Annotated in this window: 15 protein-coding genes and 1 pseudogene; 8 read left to right on the forward strand and 8 right to left on the reverse strand. The window is 68.8% G+C overall.

Going from position 1 to position 15,154, the window contains the following annotated elements; all coding sequences use genetic code 11:
• Positions 1-9: 9 nt before the first annotated feature.
• Genes BKN51_RS23645 through BKN51_RS23665 form a run of 5 tightly spaced genes read right to left on the reverse strand, consistent with a single transcriptional unit; the run spans position 10 to position 5,521 of the window.
• Positions 10-504 carry a nucleoside deaminase gene (locus BKN51_RS23645; protein ID WP_020630619.1) on the reverse strand — a complete coding sequence of 165 codons (495 nt, stop codon included), beginning with the start codon at positions 502-504 and terminating at the stop codon, positions 10-12.
• Positions 505-538: 34 nt separating this feature from the next.
• Positions 539-2,848, reverse strand: coding sequence for a xanthine dehydrogenase subunit D (gene pucD, locus BKN51_RS23650; protein WP_101609679.1), 2,310 nt, complete (start codon positions 2,846-2,848; stop codon positions 539-541).
• A complete protein-coding gene (locus tag BKN51_RS23655) occupies positions 2,845-4,194 on the reverse strand; it encodes an 8-oxoguanine deaminase (RefSeq protein WP_101609680.1) in 1,350 nt (449 codons plus the stop codon). Before BKN51_RS23655 ends, pucD begins: the two co-directional genes overlap by 4 nt.
• Complete coding sequence (locus BKN51_RS23660; protein WP_020630622.1) at positions 4,191-4,661, reverse strand: (2Fe-2S)-binding protein; 471 nt, start codon at positions 4,659-4,661, stop codon at positions 4,191-4,193. The genes BKN51_RS23655 and BKN51_RS23660 overlap by 4 nt, the downstream gene beginning before the upstream one ends.
• The gene (locus tag BKN51_RS23665; protein WP_101609681.1) at positions 4,652-5,521 is read right to left on the reverse strand and encodes an FAD binding domain-containing protein; all 870 of its coding nucleotides are present in this window, start codon (positions 5,519-5,521) and stop codon (positions 4,652-4,654) included. Before BKN51_RS23665 ends, BKN51_RS23660 begins: the two co-directional genes overlap by 10 nt.
• 136 nt (positions 5,522-5,657) lie before the next feature.
• Between BKN51_RS23665 and BKN51_RS23670 the strand changes: the two genes are divergently transcribed.
• Genes BKN51_RS23670 through BKN51_RS23685 form a run of 4 tightly spaced genes read left to right on the forward strand, consistent with a single transcriptional unit; the run spans position 5,658 to position 8,692 of the window.
• Positions 5,658-7,079, forward strand: coding sequence for a PucR family transcriptional regulator (locus BKN51_RS23670; protein WP_101609682.1), 1,422 nt, complete (start codon positions 5,658-5,660; stop codon positions 7,077-7,079).
• Position 7,080: 1 nt separating this feature from the next.
• Positions 7,081-7,563, forward strand: a complete 483-nt coding sequence (locus tag BKN51_RS23675; RefSeq protein ID WP_101609683.1) for a MarR family winged helix-turn-helix transcriptional regulator — start codon at positions 7,081-7,083, stop codon at positions 7,561-7,563.
• A gap of 36 nt (positions 7,564-7,599) precedes the next feature.
• A complete protein-coding gene (locus BKN51_RS23680) occupies positions 7,600-8,202 on the forward strand; it encodes a DsbA family protein (RefSeq protein ID WP_101609684.1) in 603 nt (200 codons plus the stop codon).
• 10 nt (positions 8,203-8,212) lie between these two features.
• Complete coding sequence (locus tag BKN51_RS23685; protein ID WP_101609685.1) at positions 8,213-8,692, forward strand: GNAT family N-acetyltransferase; 480 nt, start codon at positions 8,213-8,215, stop codon at positions 8,690-8,692.
• Positions 8,693-8,696: 4 nt separating this feature from the next.
• Here the strand turns inward: BKN51_RS23685 and BKN51_RS23690 are convergent, their stop codons facing one another.
• Entirely contained in the window at positions 8,697-9,863 is a 1,167-nt protein-coding gene (locus BKN51_RS23690; protein WP_101609686.1) for an epoxide hydrolase family protein, read from the reverse strand.
• 83 nt (positions 9,864-9,946) lie between these two features.
• On the opposite strand from BKN51_RS23690, the gene BKN51_RS23695 reads away from it, so the two are divergent.
• The 3 genes and pseudogenes from BKN51_RS23695 to BKN51_RS44440 form a co-directional block, all read left to right on the forward strand.
• Positions 9,947-10,513: a CGNR zinc finger domain-containing protein gene (locus BKN51_RS23695; protein WP_101609687.1), complete on the forward strand. Its 567-nt coding sequence runs from the start codon at positions 9,947-9,949 to the stop codon at positions 10,511-10,513.
• A gap of 335 nt (positions 10,514-10,848) precedes the next feature.
• Positions 10,849-12,096 carry an HNH endonuclease signature motif containing protein gene (locus BKN51_RS23700; RefSeq protein WP_101609688.1) on the forward strand — a complete coding sequence of 416 codons (1,248 nt, stop codon included), beginning with the start codon at positions 10,849-10,851 and terminating at the stop codon, positions 12,094-12,096.
• 508 nt (positions 12,097-12,604) lie between these two features.
• A pseudogene (locus BKN51_RS44440) lies at positions 12,605-12,912 on the forward strand (ABC transporter ATP-binding protein); the annotation flags it as partial.
• Positions 12,913-12,950: 38 nt separating this feature from the next.
• Here BKN51_RS44440 and BKN51_RS23715 read toward each other — a convergent pair.
• Positions 12,951-13,196 carry a hypothetical protein gene (locus BKN51_RS23715; RefSeq protein WP_101609689.1) on the reverse strand — a complete coding sequence of 82 codons (246 nt, stop codon included), beginning with the start codon at positions 13,194-13,196 and terminating at the stop codon, positions 12,951-12,953.
• Positions 13,197-13,546: 350 nt separating this feature from the next.
• On the opposite strand from BKN51_RS23715, the gene BKN51_RS23720 reads away from it, so the two are divergent.
• A complete protein-coding gene (locus BKN51_RS23720) occupies positions 13,547-13,891 on the forward strand; it encodes a hypothetical protein (RefSeq protein WP_101613419.1) in 345 nt (114 codons plus the stop codon).
• A 64-nt stretch (positions 13,892-13,955) separates the two neighbouring features.
• Here the strand turns inward: BKN51_RS23720 and BKN51_RS23725 are convergent, their stop codons facing one another.
• A complete protein-coding gene (locus BKN51_RS23725) occupies positions 13,956-15,152 on the reverse strand; it encodes a DUF6986 family protein (protein WP_101609690.1) in 1,197 nt (398 codons plus the stop codon).
• Positions 15,153-15,154 lie beyond the last annotated feature (2 nt).

Genomic DNA, 15,154 nt, shown 5'->3' on the forward strand with positions numbered 1-15,154 from the left:
GGAAGAAACTCAGTAAGCCTTCTTGTCGGGTTTCGACAGCCAGGCCTGGAAAGGCGCGAAAGAGTCCGGAAGGGACAGTTGGCCGACGGGTAGTGACCAGGTCTCGCGCGGGCGGGAAAAGAGGTCGTAGAACTCGCGGTCGTCGAAGCCCGCCTCGGCCGCGTCGTGGCGGTCCGCGGCGTAGACGACCTTGCCGACACGCGCCCAGAGCGCGGCGGAAAGGCAGAGCGGGCAAGGCTCGCAGGAGGTCACGAGGACGCAGCCGTCGAGTTTGTAGTCGCCGATCGCCTGGCAGGCCGCGCGGATCGCGACCACCTCGGCGTGCGCCGTCGGGTCCAGCGTCGGCGTCACCTGGTTGGTCCCGGTGGCCAGCACCGAACCGTCCCGGACGATCATCGCGCCGAACGGGCCGCCGCCGCGTTCGACGTTCGTGGTGGCCAGCTGGACGGCTTCGGCGAGCCATTTCTGCTCGTCGGACTCCGAAATGGACAGACGGGTACCCACGGATGTGCTCCTAGCTCGAAAAAGTACGGGTTTCTCAGGTGCCGGTGAGGTGTTCGGGGCGCACCGGGACGCGGGGCAGCGCCAGCCCGGTGGCCGCGCGGATGGCCGCGACGATCGCCGGGGTGGACGAGATCGTCGGCGGTTCGCCGACCCCGCGCAGACCGTACGGCGCGTTCGGGTCGGGCCGCTCCAGGACGTCGATGTCCATCGGCGGCATGTCCAGCACGGTCGGGATCAGGTAGTCGGTGAACGACGGGTTGCGGATCTTCCCGTCGACGGTCTGGATCTCCTCCATCACCGCGAGCCCGAGGCCCTGCGCGGAGCCGCCCTGGATCTGGCCGAGCACCGCCTGCGGGTTGAGCGCCTTGCCGACGTCCTGCGCGCAGTCGAGCGCGACGACCTTGATCAGCCCGAGTTCGGTGTCGACGTCCACGACCGCTCGGTGCGCCGCGAAGCCGTACTGGACGTGCGCATTCCCTTGCCCTGTCTCGGGATCGATGGGCGTCGTCGGACGGTGACGCCATTCGACGACCTCGTCGAAGACCTCGTCGCCGAGCACGTCCGCGAGATCGGCGAGCACACTGCCGTCGGCTCCGACGACCTTGCCTCCGATGACGTTCAGCTTCCCGTCCGCGGCGAGCTTGCCCGCCAAATGCTTGTGCAGCCCGGATCGCACCGCGACGCACGCGGCCTGGACCGCGCCGCCGGTGACGTAACTCTGCCGGGACGCCGACGTCGAACCGCCGTTGCCGATGTTGGTGTCCATCGGCAGGATCGTCACCTGCTCGATGCCGAGTTCGGTCCGCACGATCTGCTGCATGATCGTCACGAGGCCCTGGCCGACCTCGCAGGCGGCGGTGTGCACGGTCGCCGCGGGTTCGCCTCCGACGAGTTGCAGCCGCACGCGGGCCGTCGAGTAGTCGTCGAAGCCCTCGGAGAAGCAGATGTTCTTGATGCCGACCGCGTACCCGACTCCCCGGACGACGCCCTCGCCGTGGGTGGTGTTGGAGACGCCGCCGGGCATCCGGCGCAGGTCCAGTTCTTCGTGTGCGACCGGCAAGGGCTTGGCGCGCAGGCGTTCCAGCAGTTCGGCCACCGGGGCGGCCGAGTCGACCACCTGCCCGGTCGGCATGAGACTGCCTTCCTCCATCGCGTTCAGGATCCGGATGTCGACCGGGTCGATGCCGCAGGCTTCGGCGAGCTTGTCCATTTGGGACTCGTAGGCGAACCCCGCCTGCACCGCGCCGAAGCCACGCATCGCGCCGCAGGGCGGATTGTTCGTGTACACGCCCCAGCAGTCGACCGAAGCACTGTCCACATTGTACGGTCCGACGCCGAGGGTGGCCGCGTTCGCGACCACCGCGCCGGTGGACGAGGCGTACGCGCCGCCGTCGAGGTACAGCTTCGCCTTCACATAGACGAGCCGGCCGTTGCTATCAGCGCCGTGCTCGTAGTACATCTTCGCGGGGTGGCGGTGCACGTGGCCGTAGAACGATTCCTCGCGGTTGTAGACCATCTTGACCGGCTTGCCGGTGTGCAGCGCCAGCAAGCACGCGTGGACCTGGATCGAAAGGTCCTCGCGGCCGCCGAACGCGCCGCCGACCCCGCCGAGCGTCAGCCGCACCTTGTCCTTGGGCAGGCCCAGCGCGGCCACGATCTGCTGCTGGTCGACGTGAAGCCATTGCGTGGCGACGTAAAGGTCGACACCGCCTTCGGTGTCCGGGATCGCCATACCCGACTCGGGCCCCAGGAAGGCCTGGTCCTGCATGCCGACTTCGTAGACACCGGACACCACGACGTCGGCCTCGACCGACTGGTCGCCGTGCCGGATCTTCGCGTATCGCACGACGTTCCCGCCGGGGTGCAGCTCGGCGCCCTCGCCGGCGGCGGCCTTCTCGGAATCCGTCACCGGTTCGAGGACCTCGTAGGCGACCTTGATCCGCTTCATCGCGCGGCGCGCCGTCTCGGGGTGGTCCGCGGCGACGAGCGCGACGGGCTCGCCCTGGTAGCGCACGACGTCGACGGCGAGCACCGGCTGGTCGGAGTGCTCCAGGCCGTACTTGTTCACGCCCGGAACGTCTTCGTGGGTCAGCACGGCGTAGACCCCTTGCACGGCAAGGGCATCGGTGATGTCGATGCCGGTGATCCGCGCGTACGGATGCGGGCTGCGCAGCGTCGCGCCCCACAGCATGTCCTCGTGCCACAGGTCCGAGGAGTAGGCGAACTCGCCGCGCACCTTGACCGTGCCGTCCGGGCGGCGCGGGCTCGTGCCCACGCCGTTTTCGGTGGCGGTGGCGGTGGCGGTCTGCTTGGAGACTTCGGTGGTCGTCTGCGTGGAGGTCATAGCGTCTCCCTCAGCCGGGCACTGGCCACGGCCAGCTCGCGGGCGATCTCGTCTTCGGATTCCTCGCGCAGCGTCCCGCCGGTCACCACGGTCGCGCCGCCGACGAACAGCCGCGCGATCGGCGGCGTCGCACCGAGCACCAGCGCGGCGACCGGGTCGGTGATGCCCGCGTAGTTCAGCCCGTTCAGGTCCCAGACCGCGAGGTCGGCGAGCTTGCCCGCCTCGATCGAACCGAGGTCCTTCTCCCGGCCCAAGCAGCGCGCGCCGCCCATCGTGCCCATCCACAGTGCCTCGCGCGTGGTCAGCGCACGCGGTCCGCCACGCTGGCGCGCTTGCAGCAGCGACTGGTGCAGCTCTTCGCCGAGGCCGCCGGATTCGTTGGACGCGGCGCCGTCGACGCCCAGCCCGACCGCCACCCCGGCGTCGAGCAGCTGCCGGACCGGCGCGATCCCGGCGCCGATCCGCCCGTTCGACGTCGGGCAGTGCGCCGCGCCGGTGCCGGTGGCGCCCATCCGCCGGATCGCTTCCGGGGCGAGGTGGATCGAGTGCGCGAGCCACACGTCGTCGGCCAGCCAGCCGAGTTTGTCGGCGTACTCGGCCGGGGTGCAGCCGACCTCGGCGAGGCACTGCTTCTCCTCGTCGACCGTCTCGGCGAGGTGCGTGTGGAGACGGACCCCCTTGCGCCGCGCCAATTCCGCCGCGCCGGTCATCAGCCGCTCGCTCACCGAGAACGGCGAGCACGGTCCGGCCGCGATCTGCAGGTGCGCGCCCGCGGAGCCGTCGTGGAACCGGTCGATCGCGGCCTCGGTCCCGAGCAGCGCGGCCTCGGTCTCCTCGACGAGGTTGTCCGGCGGCAGCCCGCCCTGGGATTCGCCGCGGTCCATCGAGCCGCGGACGACGTGCAGCCGCACGCCGACGCGGATCCGCGCGGCGGCGAGTGCCTCGACCTGGTCGCCGCCGTCACGCGGGAAGACGTAGTGATGGTCTGCGACCGTGGTGCAGCCGGTGGTCGCGAGCCGGGTGAGCCCGGCGGTGGCCGCCGCGTGCGTGATCCCGGCGTCGAGCCTGCCCCAGATCGGGTACAGCGCGACGAGCCATTCGAAGAGCGTGTGGTCGGCGGCGAGGCCGCGCGTGGCCCACTGGTACAGGTGGTGATGGGTGTTGATCAGCCCGGGGGTGACGAGGTATCCGGAGCCGTCGACGCGTTCGTCGTAGTCGCCCTGGGGAGCCCTGCCTTCGCCGACCGCCGTGATGCGGTCGTTCTCGATGACGACGTGGCCCGAGGCGTGTTCGGTGCCCTCGCCGTCGACGGTGGCGATCGCGGCGTTCTCGATGACGGTCTTCACGCGGTTTCTCCCCTGGTCGCGGCCAACCGGACGGCGTCGAGGATCTTCTCGTACCCGGTACACCGGCACAGGTTCCCCGCCAGCGCCTCGCGGATCTCCTCGTCGGCCGGATTCTCGACCCGGTTGAGCAGATCGTGCGCGGCCACCACGAGGCCGGGGGTGCAGAAGCCACATTGGACGGCGCCCGCGTCCACAAAGGACTGCTGGACCCTGTCCAGCTTGTCGCCGTCGGCGAGCCCTTCGACCGTGCGGACCTCACGGCCCTCGACCTGACCGGCCGCGACCAGGCACGAACACACCGGGACCTCGTCGAGATACACCGTGCAGGACCCGCATTCGCCCTGTTCACAGGCGTTCTTGGAGCCCGGGAGGCCGAGCCGCTCGCGAAGCACGTAGAGCAGGCTCTCGCCCTCCCAGACGTCGTCGGCCTGCCGGGACTCGCCGTTGATCGTCACGTTCACGCGCACTCGCGTTCACCCTTCTGGAAGTCGTTCCACGCCCAGGTCAGCGTCCGCCGCGCCAGGACGGACAACGCGTGTTTGCGGTAGTCGGCGCTGCCGCGGACGTCGTCGATCGGCGACGACGCCTCCGACACCAGCTCGCCGAACCGGCGTTTGACCGAGTCCGTGATCGAAGCCTTGGTGGACCAGGGAAGTTCGGCGGAGAGGAATTCTTCGGCGGCGGTCGCCCGGCGCGGGGTCGGCGCGGCCGAGCCGACGGCGGCGCGGACCTCGCGGGTGCCCAGGTGCAGGGCCACCGCGAACGAGCAGACCGCGATGACCATCGCGTTGCGCGTCCCGACCTTGGCGAACTGCTGCGGACCGGCCTCGGCGGGCAGGTACACCGCGGTGATCAGCTCGTCGGGTTCGAGGGCGTGGCGTTTGACGCCGAGATAGAACTCCTCGGCCGGGATCCTCCGCGTCCCGCGTACCGACGCGGCCTCGATCTCGGCGCCGAGCACGAGCAGCACGGGATGCGTGTCGCCGGCGGGCGAGGCGGCGCCCAGGTTCCCTCCGACGGTGCCGCGGTTGCGGATCTGCGGCGACCCGACGGTGCGCGAAGCCATCGCCAACGCGGGCAGAACTTCACCCAGCTCAGCGATCACCCGGACGTAGGGCACGGACGCGCCGAGCCGGATCTCGCCGTCGGTCTCGGTCCACTCGGCGAGTTCGGTGACGCGGTTGAGATCGAGCAGCGCGCCGGGACGGCGGTGGTCGAAGTTGAGCTCCACCATGACATCCGTGCCACCCGCGATGGGCACCGCGTCGGGTCGCTCGGCCTTGACGGCGAGCGCCTCGGTCAGCGAGCTGGGGCGCAGGAAATCCACTCTCGGGCTCCTCGGTTCGGCGGCGTTCTGTGACGGCTGACTCAGTAGACGCCCTGCGCCCGTATGGCGGCAACGGTGCCGAAGCATGAAATCTCCCCTGCACGCACCTGTCGTTTTGTGCTTTCCTACAAACCTGATGACGACCGTGAAAACTCTGCTCGCGCTTCCCGGGTTGCGCTTGCGCGTCCGCGCCGGGACGGCACTGCTCGACCGTCCGGTCTCCCGGATCTTCGTCACCGAACTGCCCGATCCCGGGCGGTACGTGTCGGCGGGCGAACTCGTCCTGAGCGGGTTGCTGTGGTGGCGCGGGCCGGGCGATTCCGAGGCCTTCGTCGCCGCGCTGGCGAAGGCCGGGGCCGTGGCGCTGGCGGCTTCCGGAGCGGATTCCGACGGGATCCCCGAAGACCTCGTCGAAGCGTGCACGCGACACCGGATCCCGTTGCTGGAAGTGCCGACGGACCTGTCGTTCTCGGTCGTCACCGAACGCGTCGTGCTGGCACTGGCCGCGGCCGGGGAAGGCGCTCGCAAACGTTTGCTTTCCGCCGCGGCCGAAGACGCGTCGGTGGAAACGCTGCTGGACCGGGCCCACGCCGAGATCGGCCTCCCCTGCTGGGTCGTGCCCGCCGTCGCGCCGGCCGACCTGGTGCGGCGCTTCGTCGCCGCGGGCGGACGCGCCCTGGAGGCGGACGACGTCTCCGTCCGGCCGGTCGGCGGCAGGCAAGCGCTGCCGTGGCTGCTCGCGATCGGCGGCGCGCTGACCGCCGCGCAGGCGGAGATCGCCGAAGAACTCGCCGGGCTGATCGGGCTCGCGCGGACCAGGGCGGACGAGGTCCGCGCGGTCACCGACAGGGTGCTCGAACCGTTGCTGGCCGCGCTCGACGAGGGAGGCGATCCGCACGCGGCGCTGACCGCGACCGGGCTGCGCGGCGATCTGCGCGTCGTCGTCGCCCGCACCGAGGGATCCGAAGCGGCACGCGGGATCCTGACCGAACTGCTGCCGCCGGGCGCCCTCGTCGGACCCGCCGGGGAGACGACCTGGGCGCTGGCCGAGGACGACGGCGAGTGGCCGGAAGACTGGCCCGCCACCGTGACGGCCGCGTTGACGGGAGTGGAATCGCTGCTGCCGTGCCGCCGGGTGCTGATCGGGATCAGCGACCGTTCCCCGGTTTCGGTGCTGCGGGGCGCGAAAGAGGTCGCGCGCTACGCGCTGGCCGTGGCGGGGATGCGGCCGGGCACGGTCGAGGTCGTCCCCGGCGGCGAGATCGGCATGCACCGGCTGCTGCTCGCGGGCGCGCCCGACGAACTCCGGGCGGCGTTGCGGCGGCGGGTGCTGGGCCCGCTGCTGAACTACGACGCGGAGCAGGGCACCGATCTGGTGCACACCCTGCGCGTCTTCCTCGAATGCTCCGGCTCGCCGACGCGGGCCGCGCGGGAGCTGCACGTCCACGTCAACACCTTGCGGTACCGGATCGGGCGGGCGAGCGAACTGCTCGGCGCCGATCTGACCGAGTTCACCGAACAGCTCGACGTCTATTTGGCCTTGTCGGCAGGGAGCTGAAATGGGCATCACCACGGCGAAAGAAGCCGCCTACGACCCGCGTGTGGTCGCTTTCGGGCGGATGATGGGCGCGGCGAACCGGCTCGAATACCTGCTCGGCCGCGCGCTGGAGGCCGAATGCGGGATCTCGCACCTGATGTTCGAAGTCCTGCTGATCGTCGGCAGGGCGGGTGAGTCCGGGATGAGCATGCGCGCGATCGCGCAGGAGCAGGTGCTGACCACCGGCGGCGCGACCCGGCTGGTCGACCGGATGACGACCCTCGGCCTGGTCGTGCGCGCCTCCGACGCCGAAGACCGCCGCGTGCAACTCGTGCGGCTGACCGAGACGGGCGAGGAGACGACCGTGCGGGCGGCGCGGGTGCACGTCGAGAACATCCAGCGGCTCTTCCTCGACCCGCTGCCCGCGGACCATCGCGAACAGTTCACGCAGGACCTTCGGACGCTGAGCCATTTCGCACGTGACGCACTCCCCAGGCTCCGCTAGGAATATCTGACTCGTCAGGCATCGTTGGGTCTGGTCATGAGGCTCATTTATGTCTTCGACGCGTACTGCGGCTGGTCCTACGGCTTCGCCAGGACCATGGCCGACGTCGCGCACCGGCATCCGGACCTGCCGGTCGAGGTGGTGTCCGGCGGCCTGTTCATCGGCGGGCGCCGGGTGCCGATCCGGCAGTTCGGCTACGTCCAGGGAGCCAACGCCGAGATCACCCGCCGGACCGGGGCCCCGTTCGGGGAGAGTTACGAACGGCTCATCGCGGACGGCGAGTTCGTCATGGACTCCGAGGCCGCCGCCTGCGGGATGGCGGCCTTGCGCGAAGTCGCGCCGGACCGCGCGGTGCGGCTCGCGGCCTTGCTGCAGGAGGCTTTCTACCTCGACGGGCTGAGCCTGTCCGACGTCTCGACGTATCGCGTCGTCGCGCAGCGGGCGGGTCTGGACGGGGACGCCGTCGAGACCGCGCTGGACCGGGTTTCCGCGGCGGCCGATTTCCGGCGGGCACGGGACCTGGGGGTCACCGGATACCCGACCTTGCTGGCGGACGACGGGGAACGGGTGGTGACCCTGGTCGCCGGGAACGCGAGCGCGGACGAGGTGGAACGGCGGATCGGCGCGCTGGTTTCCTAGACTCCGTGTCATGCCTTTGACACTTCGGCCGGCGACCGCCGCGGACGCCGACGCCGTCGCGCGCATCTGGTACCACGGCTGGCAGGACGGCCATCTCGGCAACGTGCCCGACGAACTCGTCCGGGTCCGCACCCGCGATTCGTTCTGGGAACGAGCCGCGGACCGCGTCGGCGATACCGCTGTCGCCTTGGTGAACGGCGAAGTGGCGGGATTCGTGATGGTCGTCGGCGACGAGGTCGAGCAGGTCTACGTCTCGTCGGATCATCGCGGGAGCGGGGTGGCCGGAGGACTGCTCGCGGAGGCCGAACGGCTCGTGGGCGATGGCGGGCATTCGCGCGCCTGGCTCGCCGTGGCACCGGGAAACGCGCGGGCGCGGCGGTTCTACGAGCGGTGCGGCTGGGTGGACGAGGGCGAGTTCGACAACCAGGCGTCCGGTCCGGACGGGCCGATTTCGGTTCCCTGCCGTCGTTACGTGAAGACGCTTGCCTGAATGATCACCGACGGGCGGCCATCACCGCCGCGAGGCCCTCTCGCAGGTCGTTGACGAAGTATTCAGGAACCTCCAGCGACGGGAAATGTCCCCCGGTTTCGGGCGCCCTCCATCGGACGATCTGCCGGTACCTCTCCTGCGCCCAGGCGCGCGGATACTTCTCGATGTCACGAGGATAGATGGTGATCGCCGACGGGACGTCGACCTTCAGTTCGGGGTCGAGCGAGTTGTGGCTTTCGTAGTAGATGCGGGCCGAGGACGCTCCGGACCGCGTCAGCCAGTACAGGGTGACGTCGTCGAGAATCCGGTCCCGGGAAATCGTCTCGAACGGGCTGTCCTCGGTGTCCGACCACTCGGCGAACTTGTCCAGGATCCAGGCGAGCAGCCCGACCGGTGAGTCGACGAGCGAGTAACCGATGGTCTGCGGGCGGGTCGCCTGCTGCTTCGCGTACGCCGCGCGGTGATGCCAGAAATCGTGGGTCTCCTCGGTCCACGCGCGCTCGGCCGCCGTCAGCCCGTCCGTGGTCATCCCGGGCGGCGACTCCGCGAACGTCGTGTGGATCCCGAGGACGTGCTCCGGGAACCTGCCGCCGAGAACCGTGGTGATGTTGCCTCCCCAATCGCCGCCATGGGCCAGGAATTCGCCGTAACCGAGCCTCCCCATCAGTTCCACCCATGCGGCCGCGATCTTCTCGGTTCCCCACCCGGTGCGGGTCGGCTTGTCGCTGTAACCGAAGCCGGGCAATGACGGAACCACGACATGGAACGCCGGCGCGTCCGCGTCTTCCGGATCGGCCAGTTCGTCCACCACGTCGACGAACTCGGCGACACTGCCCGGCCAGCCGTGCGTCAAGATCAGCGGAGTGGCGTCCACGCGCGCGGACCGGCGGTGCAGGAAGTGGATTCCCAGCCCGTCGATGACCGTGCGGAACTGGCCGATCCGGTCGAGGCGCGTTTCGAACGATCGCCAGTCGTACCCGGTGCGCCAGTAGTCCACGACCTCGACGAGGTCGGCGAGAGGAACGCCCTGATCCCAGCGGCCGGGCCCCTCACGATGGACCGTCTCGGCCTCCGGTAGCCGCGCCGCGGCCAGTCGCGTGCGCAGATCGTCGAGGTCAGCGTCGGTTGCTCGGGCTTCGAATGCTTGGACGTCGCTGGTCGAACGGGACATGAGACCTCCTGAGCTGTCGCGGAACCGGCTAAGACGGTTCTAACAGGTCCTCATGCCGGTACGCAACCGGCTAAGGTGGTTCCATGTCCGCCGGATTCCCCGACTTCCGCCTCGGTAGCGTGCTCGCGACCAGCTTCACGGCGACCTTGACGGAGCGTCAGGGCGACGCCGTGGAGCGCATTCCCGTGCCGCACCGGCTCGTCGACTGGCTGGCGGTGAACGGTCTCGCCGTGGATTCCTGCACCACCGCCCAACTCGACCTCGCCCGGGAACTGAGGGAGTCGATCCACGCCGCCGCGACGGCGGCCGCGAGCCGGAACGCCCTCCCCACGTCCGCCGTCGAAGTCATCAATGACCGCAGCGTTCAAGGGCGGGCCGCGGCCGTCCTGACAGCCGAGGGCGCTCGGCGATGGCGGGTTTCCCGCGTGGAAGACGCCCTCGGCGTGATCGCCGACGACGCGATCAGCGTCATCGCGGGCGAGCGGGACGGGAAATTGGCCTTATGTGCATCGCCGACCTGTCAGGCCGCCTTTTTTGATACGAGCCAAAGTCGTACCCGGAGATGGTGCGACATGAACACTTGCGGGAATCGCCAGAAGAAGGCGCGCTTCAATGCGAATCAGCGCAAGAATTCCGGATCTGCTGGGTGACCTTGCGCGTTTAGCCGACTAAATGTGAGAGGTGGCGTTCGTGCCGGTTTCGTCGGGGGTGACGGTGGGGCGCAAGCGGAGGGGCGTGACCGTTTTACGACAACGGGCAGAGGCCAGCGGCAGCGATCTGGCCGTGGCCGTTTTTCGGCAACGGTTCGGATTTCGCGCCGGGCGACCCGATGCATCTAGTTGACTAAATGCGGTGACCGACGTTCGATGTCGCGCCGAGTAGCGGCGGCTTTCCGCTGAAATCACCCCTTAGTGGTGAATGCGCGGGCTGCCTGTTGCCTAAAATTACGAACACATGTTCGATAGGTTTGCGGTATTATTGTGGGGTGTCCGAGACCTTTGTTCCCGAGTTGCCGCAGGAGTTGTGGCGCGCTGGCAAGCTGGAGCTTGCTCATGGCGTGCAGCAGTTCTTGCAGGTGATGCGGGTGGCGTCCGCGGGTTTGGGGCGGTATCTGGCGGAGGTCGAGTCTCGTGGCGCGAAAGACTTGTATGGCTATGGGTCCACGGTGTCATGGTTCGCCGATGTCGCGGGGTTGAGTCAGGGTGAAGCGCGGCCGTATGTGAGGCGTGCTGTCGATCTGAACCCCACGCGTGCCCTGGACGGCACCGAGATCCCGGCTTTCGCACCCGCCACCAGCGTGGCGGCGGCGGAGGGCGCGATCGGCGAGGAACGGATCAAGCAGATCGTGGAGATCCTCCGGAAAATCCCCGCCGAGGTATCGGTGGAGGATCGGGAACACGCGGAGACAACCCTCGCCGATCTCGCCCGAAGAGCCGGACCCCAGCAGATATCGGACCTCGGAGACCAGCTACTGGGCTGGTTGGATCCGGACGGCAAGGAACCGAAAGACCCCGAACCGAAGCAGCCTCGTCGCGAGCTGACCTTGGAACGCCGCAAAGACGGCTACTGGAAACTGAACGGCCTCCTCGACGACGAGTCAGGGGCCCGCACCGCCGCCGCCCTCGAAGCTCACGCCACACCCCGCCCGATCGACGAGTTCGGCCAAGTGGATCTGCGCACGAAGGCTGAGCGTCAAGGTGACGCATGGGTCGACCTGGTGGATCTCGCGGTTGCGTGCCCGGATCAGCCTGGGACCAGCGGCTACCGCACGTTGATCCATGTCACCATCGGCCTCGACGAACTGAAAACCGGCCTGGGCACGGCGTGCGTGGACTTCGTCGGAACCATGACCGCCCGCGAAGCACGGATGGCCGCCTGCGACTGCCTGATGCTCCCGGTCGTGATGAACGCGGCCGGTGAGCCCCTGGACGTGGGACGACTGAGACGATTCGTCACCCCAGGGCAACGCCGCGCCCTCAACATCCGGGACGGGGGCTGCGCGTTCCCCGGGTGTCATCGCAAGCCGAAGAACTGCCACGCCCACCACATCCATCACTGGGCAGACGGAGGCCCCACCGACCTCCGGAACCTCGTGCTGCTGTGCAGCTTCCACCACCGCTTGATCCACCACGGCGATTGGGAAGTCCGGATGGCAGCTGACGGGCTACCGGAGTTCATCCCACCCCAGTACTTGGACCCGCTAAGAAGATCGCGGCGTAACACCCACGCTTGACCCGAGAGCCCGCCAGCCACACCGGCGACGGGCCCCTCGGCATGTCCACAGGCACCGAGCGCATCAGTGGTCGGTCCGGAGCTCATTGAGGGATAGTCGCGCGGGCGGTGGTCCGTGATAGCCGGGCGAGCGAGTACGACCCACGGGATCGACACCCTGGCGCCGAACCGACCACGGCAGACCAGGGTGACGGCACCACAGCCACCCGAACCATGACGCGCTGGGACTCCACCGATCGGCGCCTTACCGCAAACCCGGCACCTACCCGCGCCCCGAGTCCTTTACAGAAGTCAGATAAGCCAGCGCCATCCCGGTAGTTTCACTCGCCCAAATACTCCAGCTCAGACCATCCGCCCAGATCCGGCTACTGGCAGCCCGGTGCACACAGGAACCGATGATGGTCCGAGTCACCATGCGAAGCGCCCCTTCCAGGTCCCCCAACACCAGGACGAGCGGCCTCGACGAAGGCGGCCTGGATCGTGGCCAGCGCTTGCAGCCGACCCCGACGATGAACTCCTCGAGGCCTTGGTCGGCCAGCACCTTCGACGGGCACCCGGACCCCGATTTCGACGCCAAGACCCGGTCACTCAAGAAACAAGATCGGCACCGTTGCGAAAGTCCCGATCATCGAGGCGCTGCGGGGCAGTGCGCGGGTCGACGGCAGAATCGCGCCGATGTTCGACCTCGGCGTCGGACTGGACCCCGAAGTGTCGGGCTACGGGAACGTCCTGATCCGGGGCCTGTTCCTCGGCATGACCCGAGCTCGGCGACTATCTGCGCCTGCCGTTGCGCACCTACTCCATCGCGCTCCGGATGGACGAGGTTCTCACGCGGTACCACGGCACGAAAAACGCTCAAAGGAAGATCTTGACCAGCTGATCCTGTCCGTCCGGATCCCGCAGCACGACCTGTTTGCCCGCGCGGAGTTCCGCGTCCACGAACTCGTAGATCAGCAACGCGCGGTTGACCAGGTCGACCTTCTTGAGCCCGGTGCGCTCCTGCAGTTTGCCCAGCGCGTCGACCGCCTCGGCGATCAGTGCGACATTGACGCGATCGACCACCGCGGGGCGGCCGGTCGCGGTCTCCTCGACCGATGGCATACGCGCTCCCTTCCCCTGCGGCCCCGAGCCGCACCTCCATGCTGACACAGCAGGTGCGTATTAACCACATTTTCCGCAGTGAAAATGTGTGAGATGGGTTGCGGCGTCGCTCGGGACGGCCCTACAGTGGGCCTCGTCAGACCGACGTTCGTCCCATGCGGCGGATGAGAAGTGCGACCACTCACTTCGTCGATCCGGCAGGTAGGGAAAGCGGCTTGCGTGCGAGGGGCTCGTAAGCCGTCGATTTGAGGGGAGACGGAGGCAGGTATCGGGGTGCCTCCGGATCAAAGTGGTCCCCAGCTTGACGCGCCAATCCCGGCTCGCCTGACTGGGCTGGAAAGGGCATGCGCATGGCTGCCGAAATCGAGGGCCCGGGAGAGACCGCGCCCGTGGAAGCAGTACCGAGCTGGGACGAGACACCGACCCCGCTCGCCAGGGTCAGGATCGAAACGACGGAGCTGAAGGCCGAAGCGGCGGTGCCCGCCACCGAAACCCGACGGCTCCTCGCGACGATCCTGAACACGTTGTTGGTGCTCGGAGCCGTCCTCGGCCCGGCGCTCACGTTGCAGGTGGTTCCGGCCGCCTTTCCGGTGTGGGCGACGGCGGGAACGATCGCAGGCCAGCTCGCCATGCTGGTGCTCGTCGCGAAGTCCGCGCACCCCGAGGAAACACCCGGCCGCGGCTCAGCCGACTGACACCGCCCGGGCGAGCAGCGGCTGAGCGAACGTCTGCCACGAAAGGCGCTCGCTCAGCCGCTCCTCACACGCTCCGCCGCGCGTATCCGTCCAGTTCGGGCCTGGTGAACGAGAGCTCCCCCGCGTCCACGGCCCCGCAGTCCAAGCCGCGCAGCAGGAAACTTGCCAAGGCCTGTGCCGTCGCCGGCTCGTCGAGCACACCGCGCCCGGTCTGGTCCGCGTAATCCCGCAACCGTCCCAAGGCCGCCGGGAAACCCTCGCGGAAGAACGCGTAGGTCGCGGCGAACCGGGTCGGCAACTGGTGCGGATGCAGATCCCAGCCCTGGTAGAAGCCGTTTTCCAGGGATCGCCGCACCAGCCGCAGGTGTTCGCGCCAGGCCGGGAGGATCGCGTCGCCGACGGGCAGCTTGTTCGTCGAGCCGTCCGAAAGCCGGACACCGGTCCCCGCGGCCGAAACCTGCATGAGCTGCTTGGCGAAATCGGCGGCCGGGTGCTCCATGCTCTGGTACTCGGCGCTGATCCCGAGACCGGCGCTGTAGTCGTAGGTCCCGTAGTGCAGCCCCGAACACCGGCCGCGCGCGGCTTCGATGATCCGCGGCACCGCCACTGTCCCATCGATGTCCACAATGGACTGTGCCGTCTCGATCTGGACTTCGAATCGCAGCGCGGATTCGGGCAGGCCGTACGCGGATTCGAGGCGTTCCATGACGTCCGCCGCCACTTCGACCTGCTCGACGGCGGTCACCTTCGGCAGCGTGACGACGAAACCTTCCGGCAGCGGCCCGCTTTCCAGCAGTCCGGCCAAGAAGAGATCGAGGGTGCGGATGCCGCGGCGCCGGGTCGCCTGCTCGAAACTCTTGAACCGGATACCGACGAACGGCGTCCCGCCCGTGACGGCGAGGGTCCGCCCCGCGGCGAGCGCGGTGGCGTCCTCCTCTTCGTCGCCCGGCCTGCCGAGGCCGTCTTCGAAGTCGATCCGCAGATCCTCGATCGGCTCGGTCAGGAGTTTGGTCCTGACCCGGTCGGCGATGTCCGCGTCCAGGCCCAGCTGATCGGCGTGCTCGCCGAAGACCCGCAAGGCCTGCTTGCCCCAGTCCGCGACGAGCCGAGTCTTGTACCGCGACGCGGGCACGTACACGGTGTGCACGGGCTGGCGGCCGGGCGGCTCGCCGGGATACTTCGCCGCGACACGCGCGTCGGCCTCGGCCAGGCGCGCGTCGGCGGCGGTGTAGACGTCCTCGGTGAGCCGCCCGTTCCCCATCT

It is taken from the genome of Amycolatopsis sp. BJA-103, from assembly GCF_002849735.1.
Lineage (GTDB): Bacteria > Actinomycetota > Actinomycetes > Mycobacteriales > Pseudonocardiaceae > Amycolatopsis.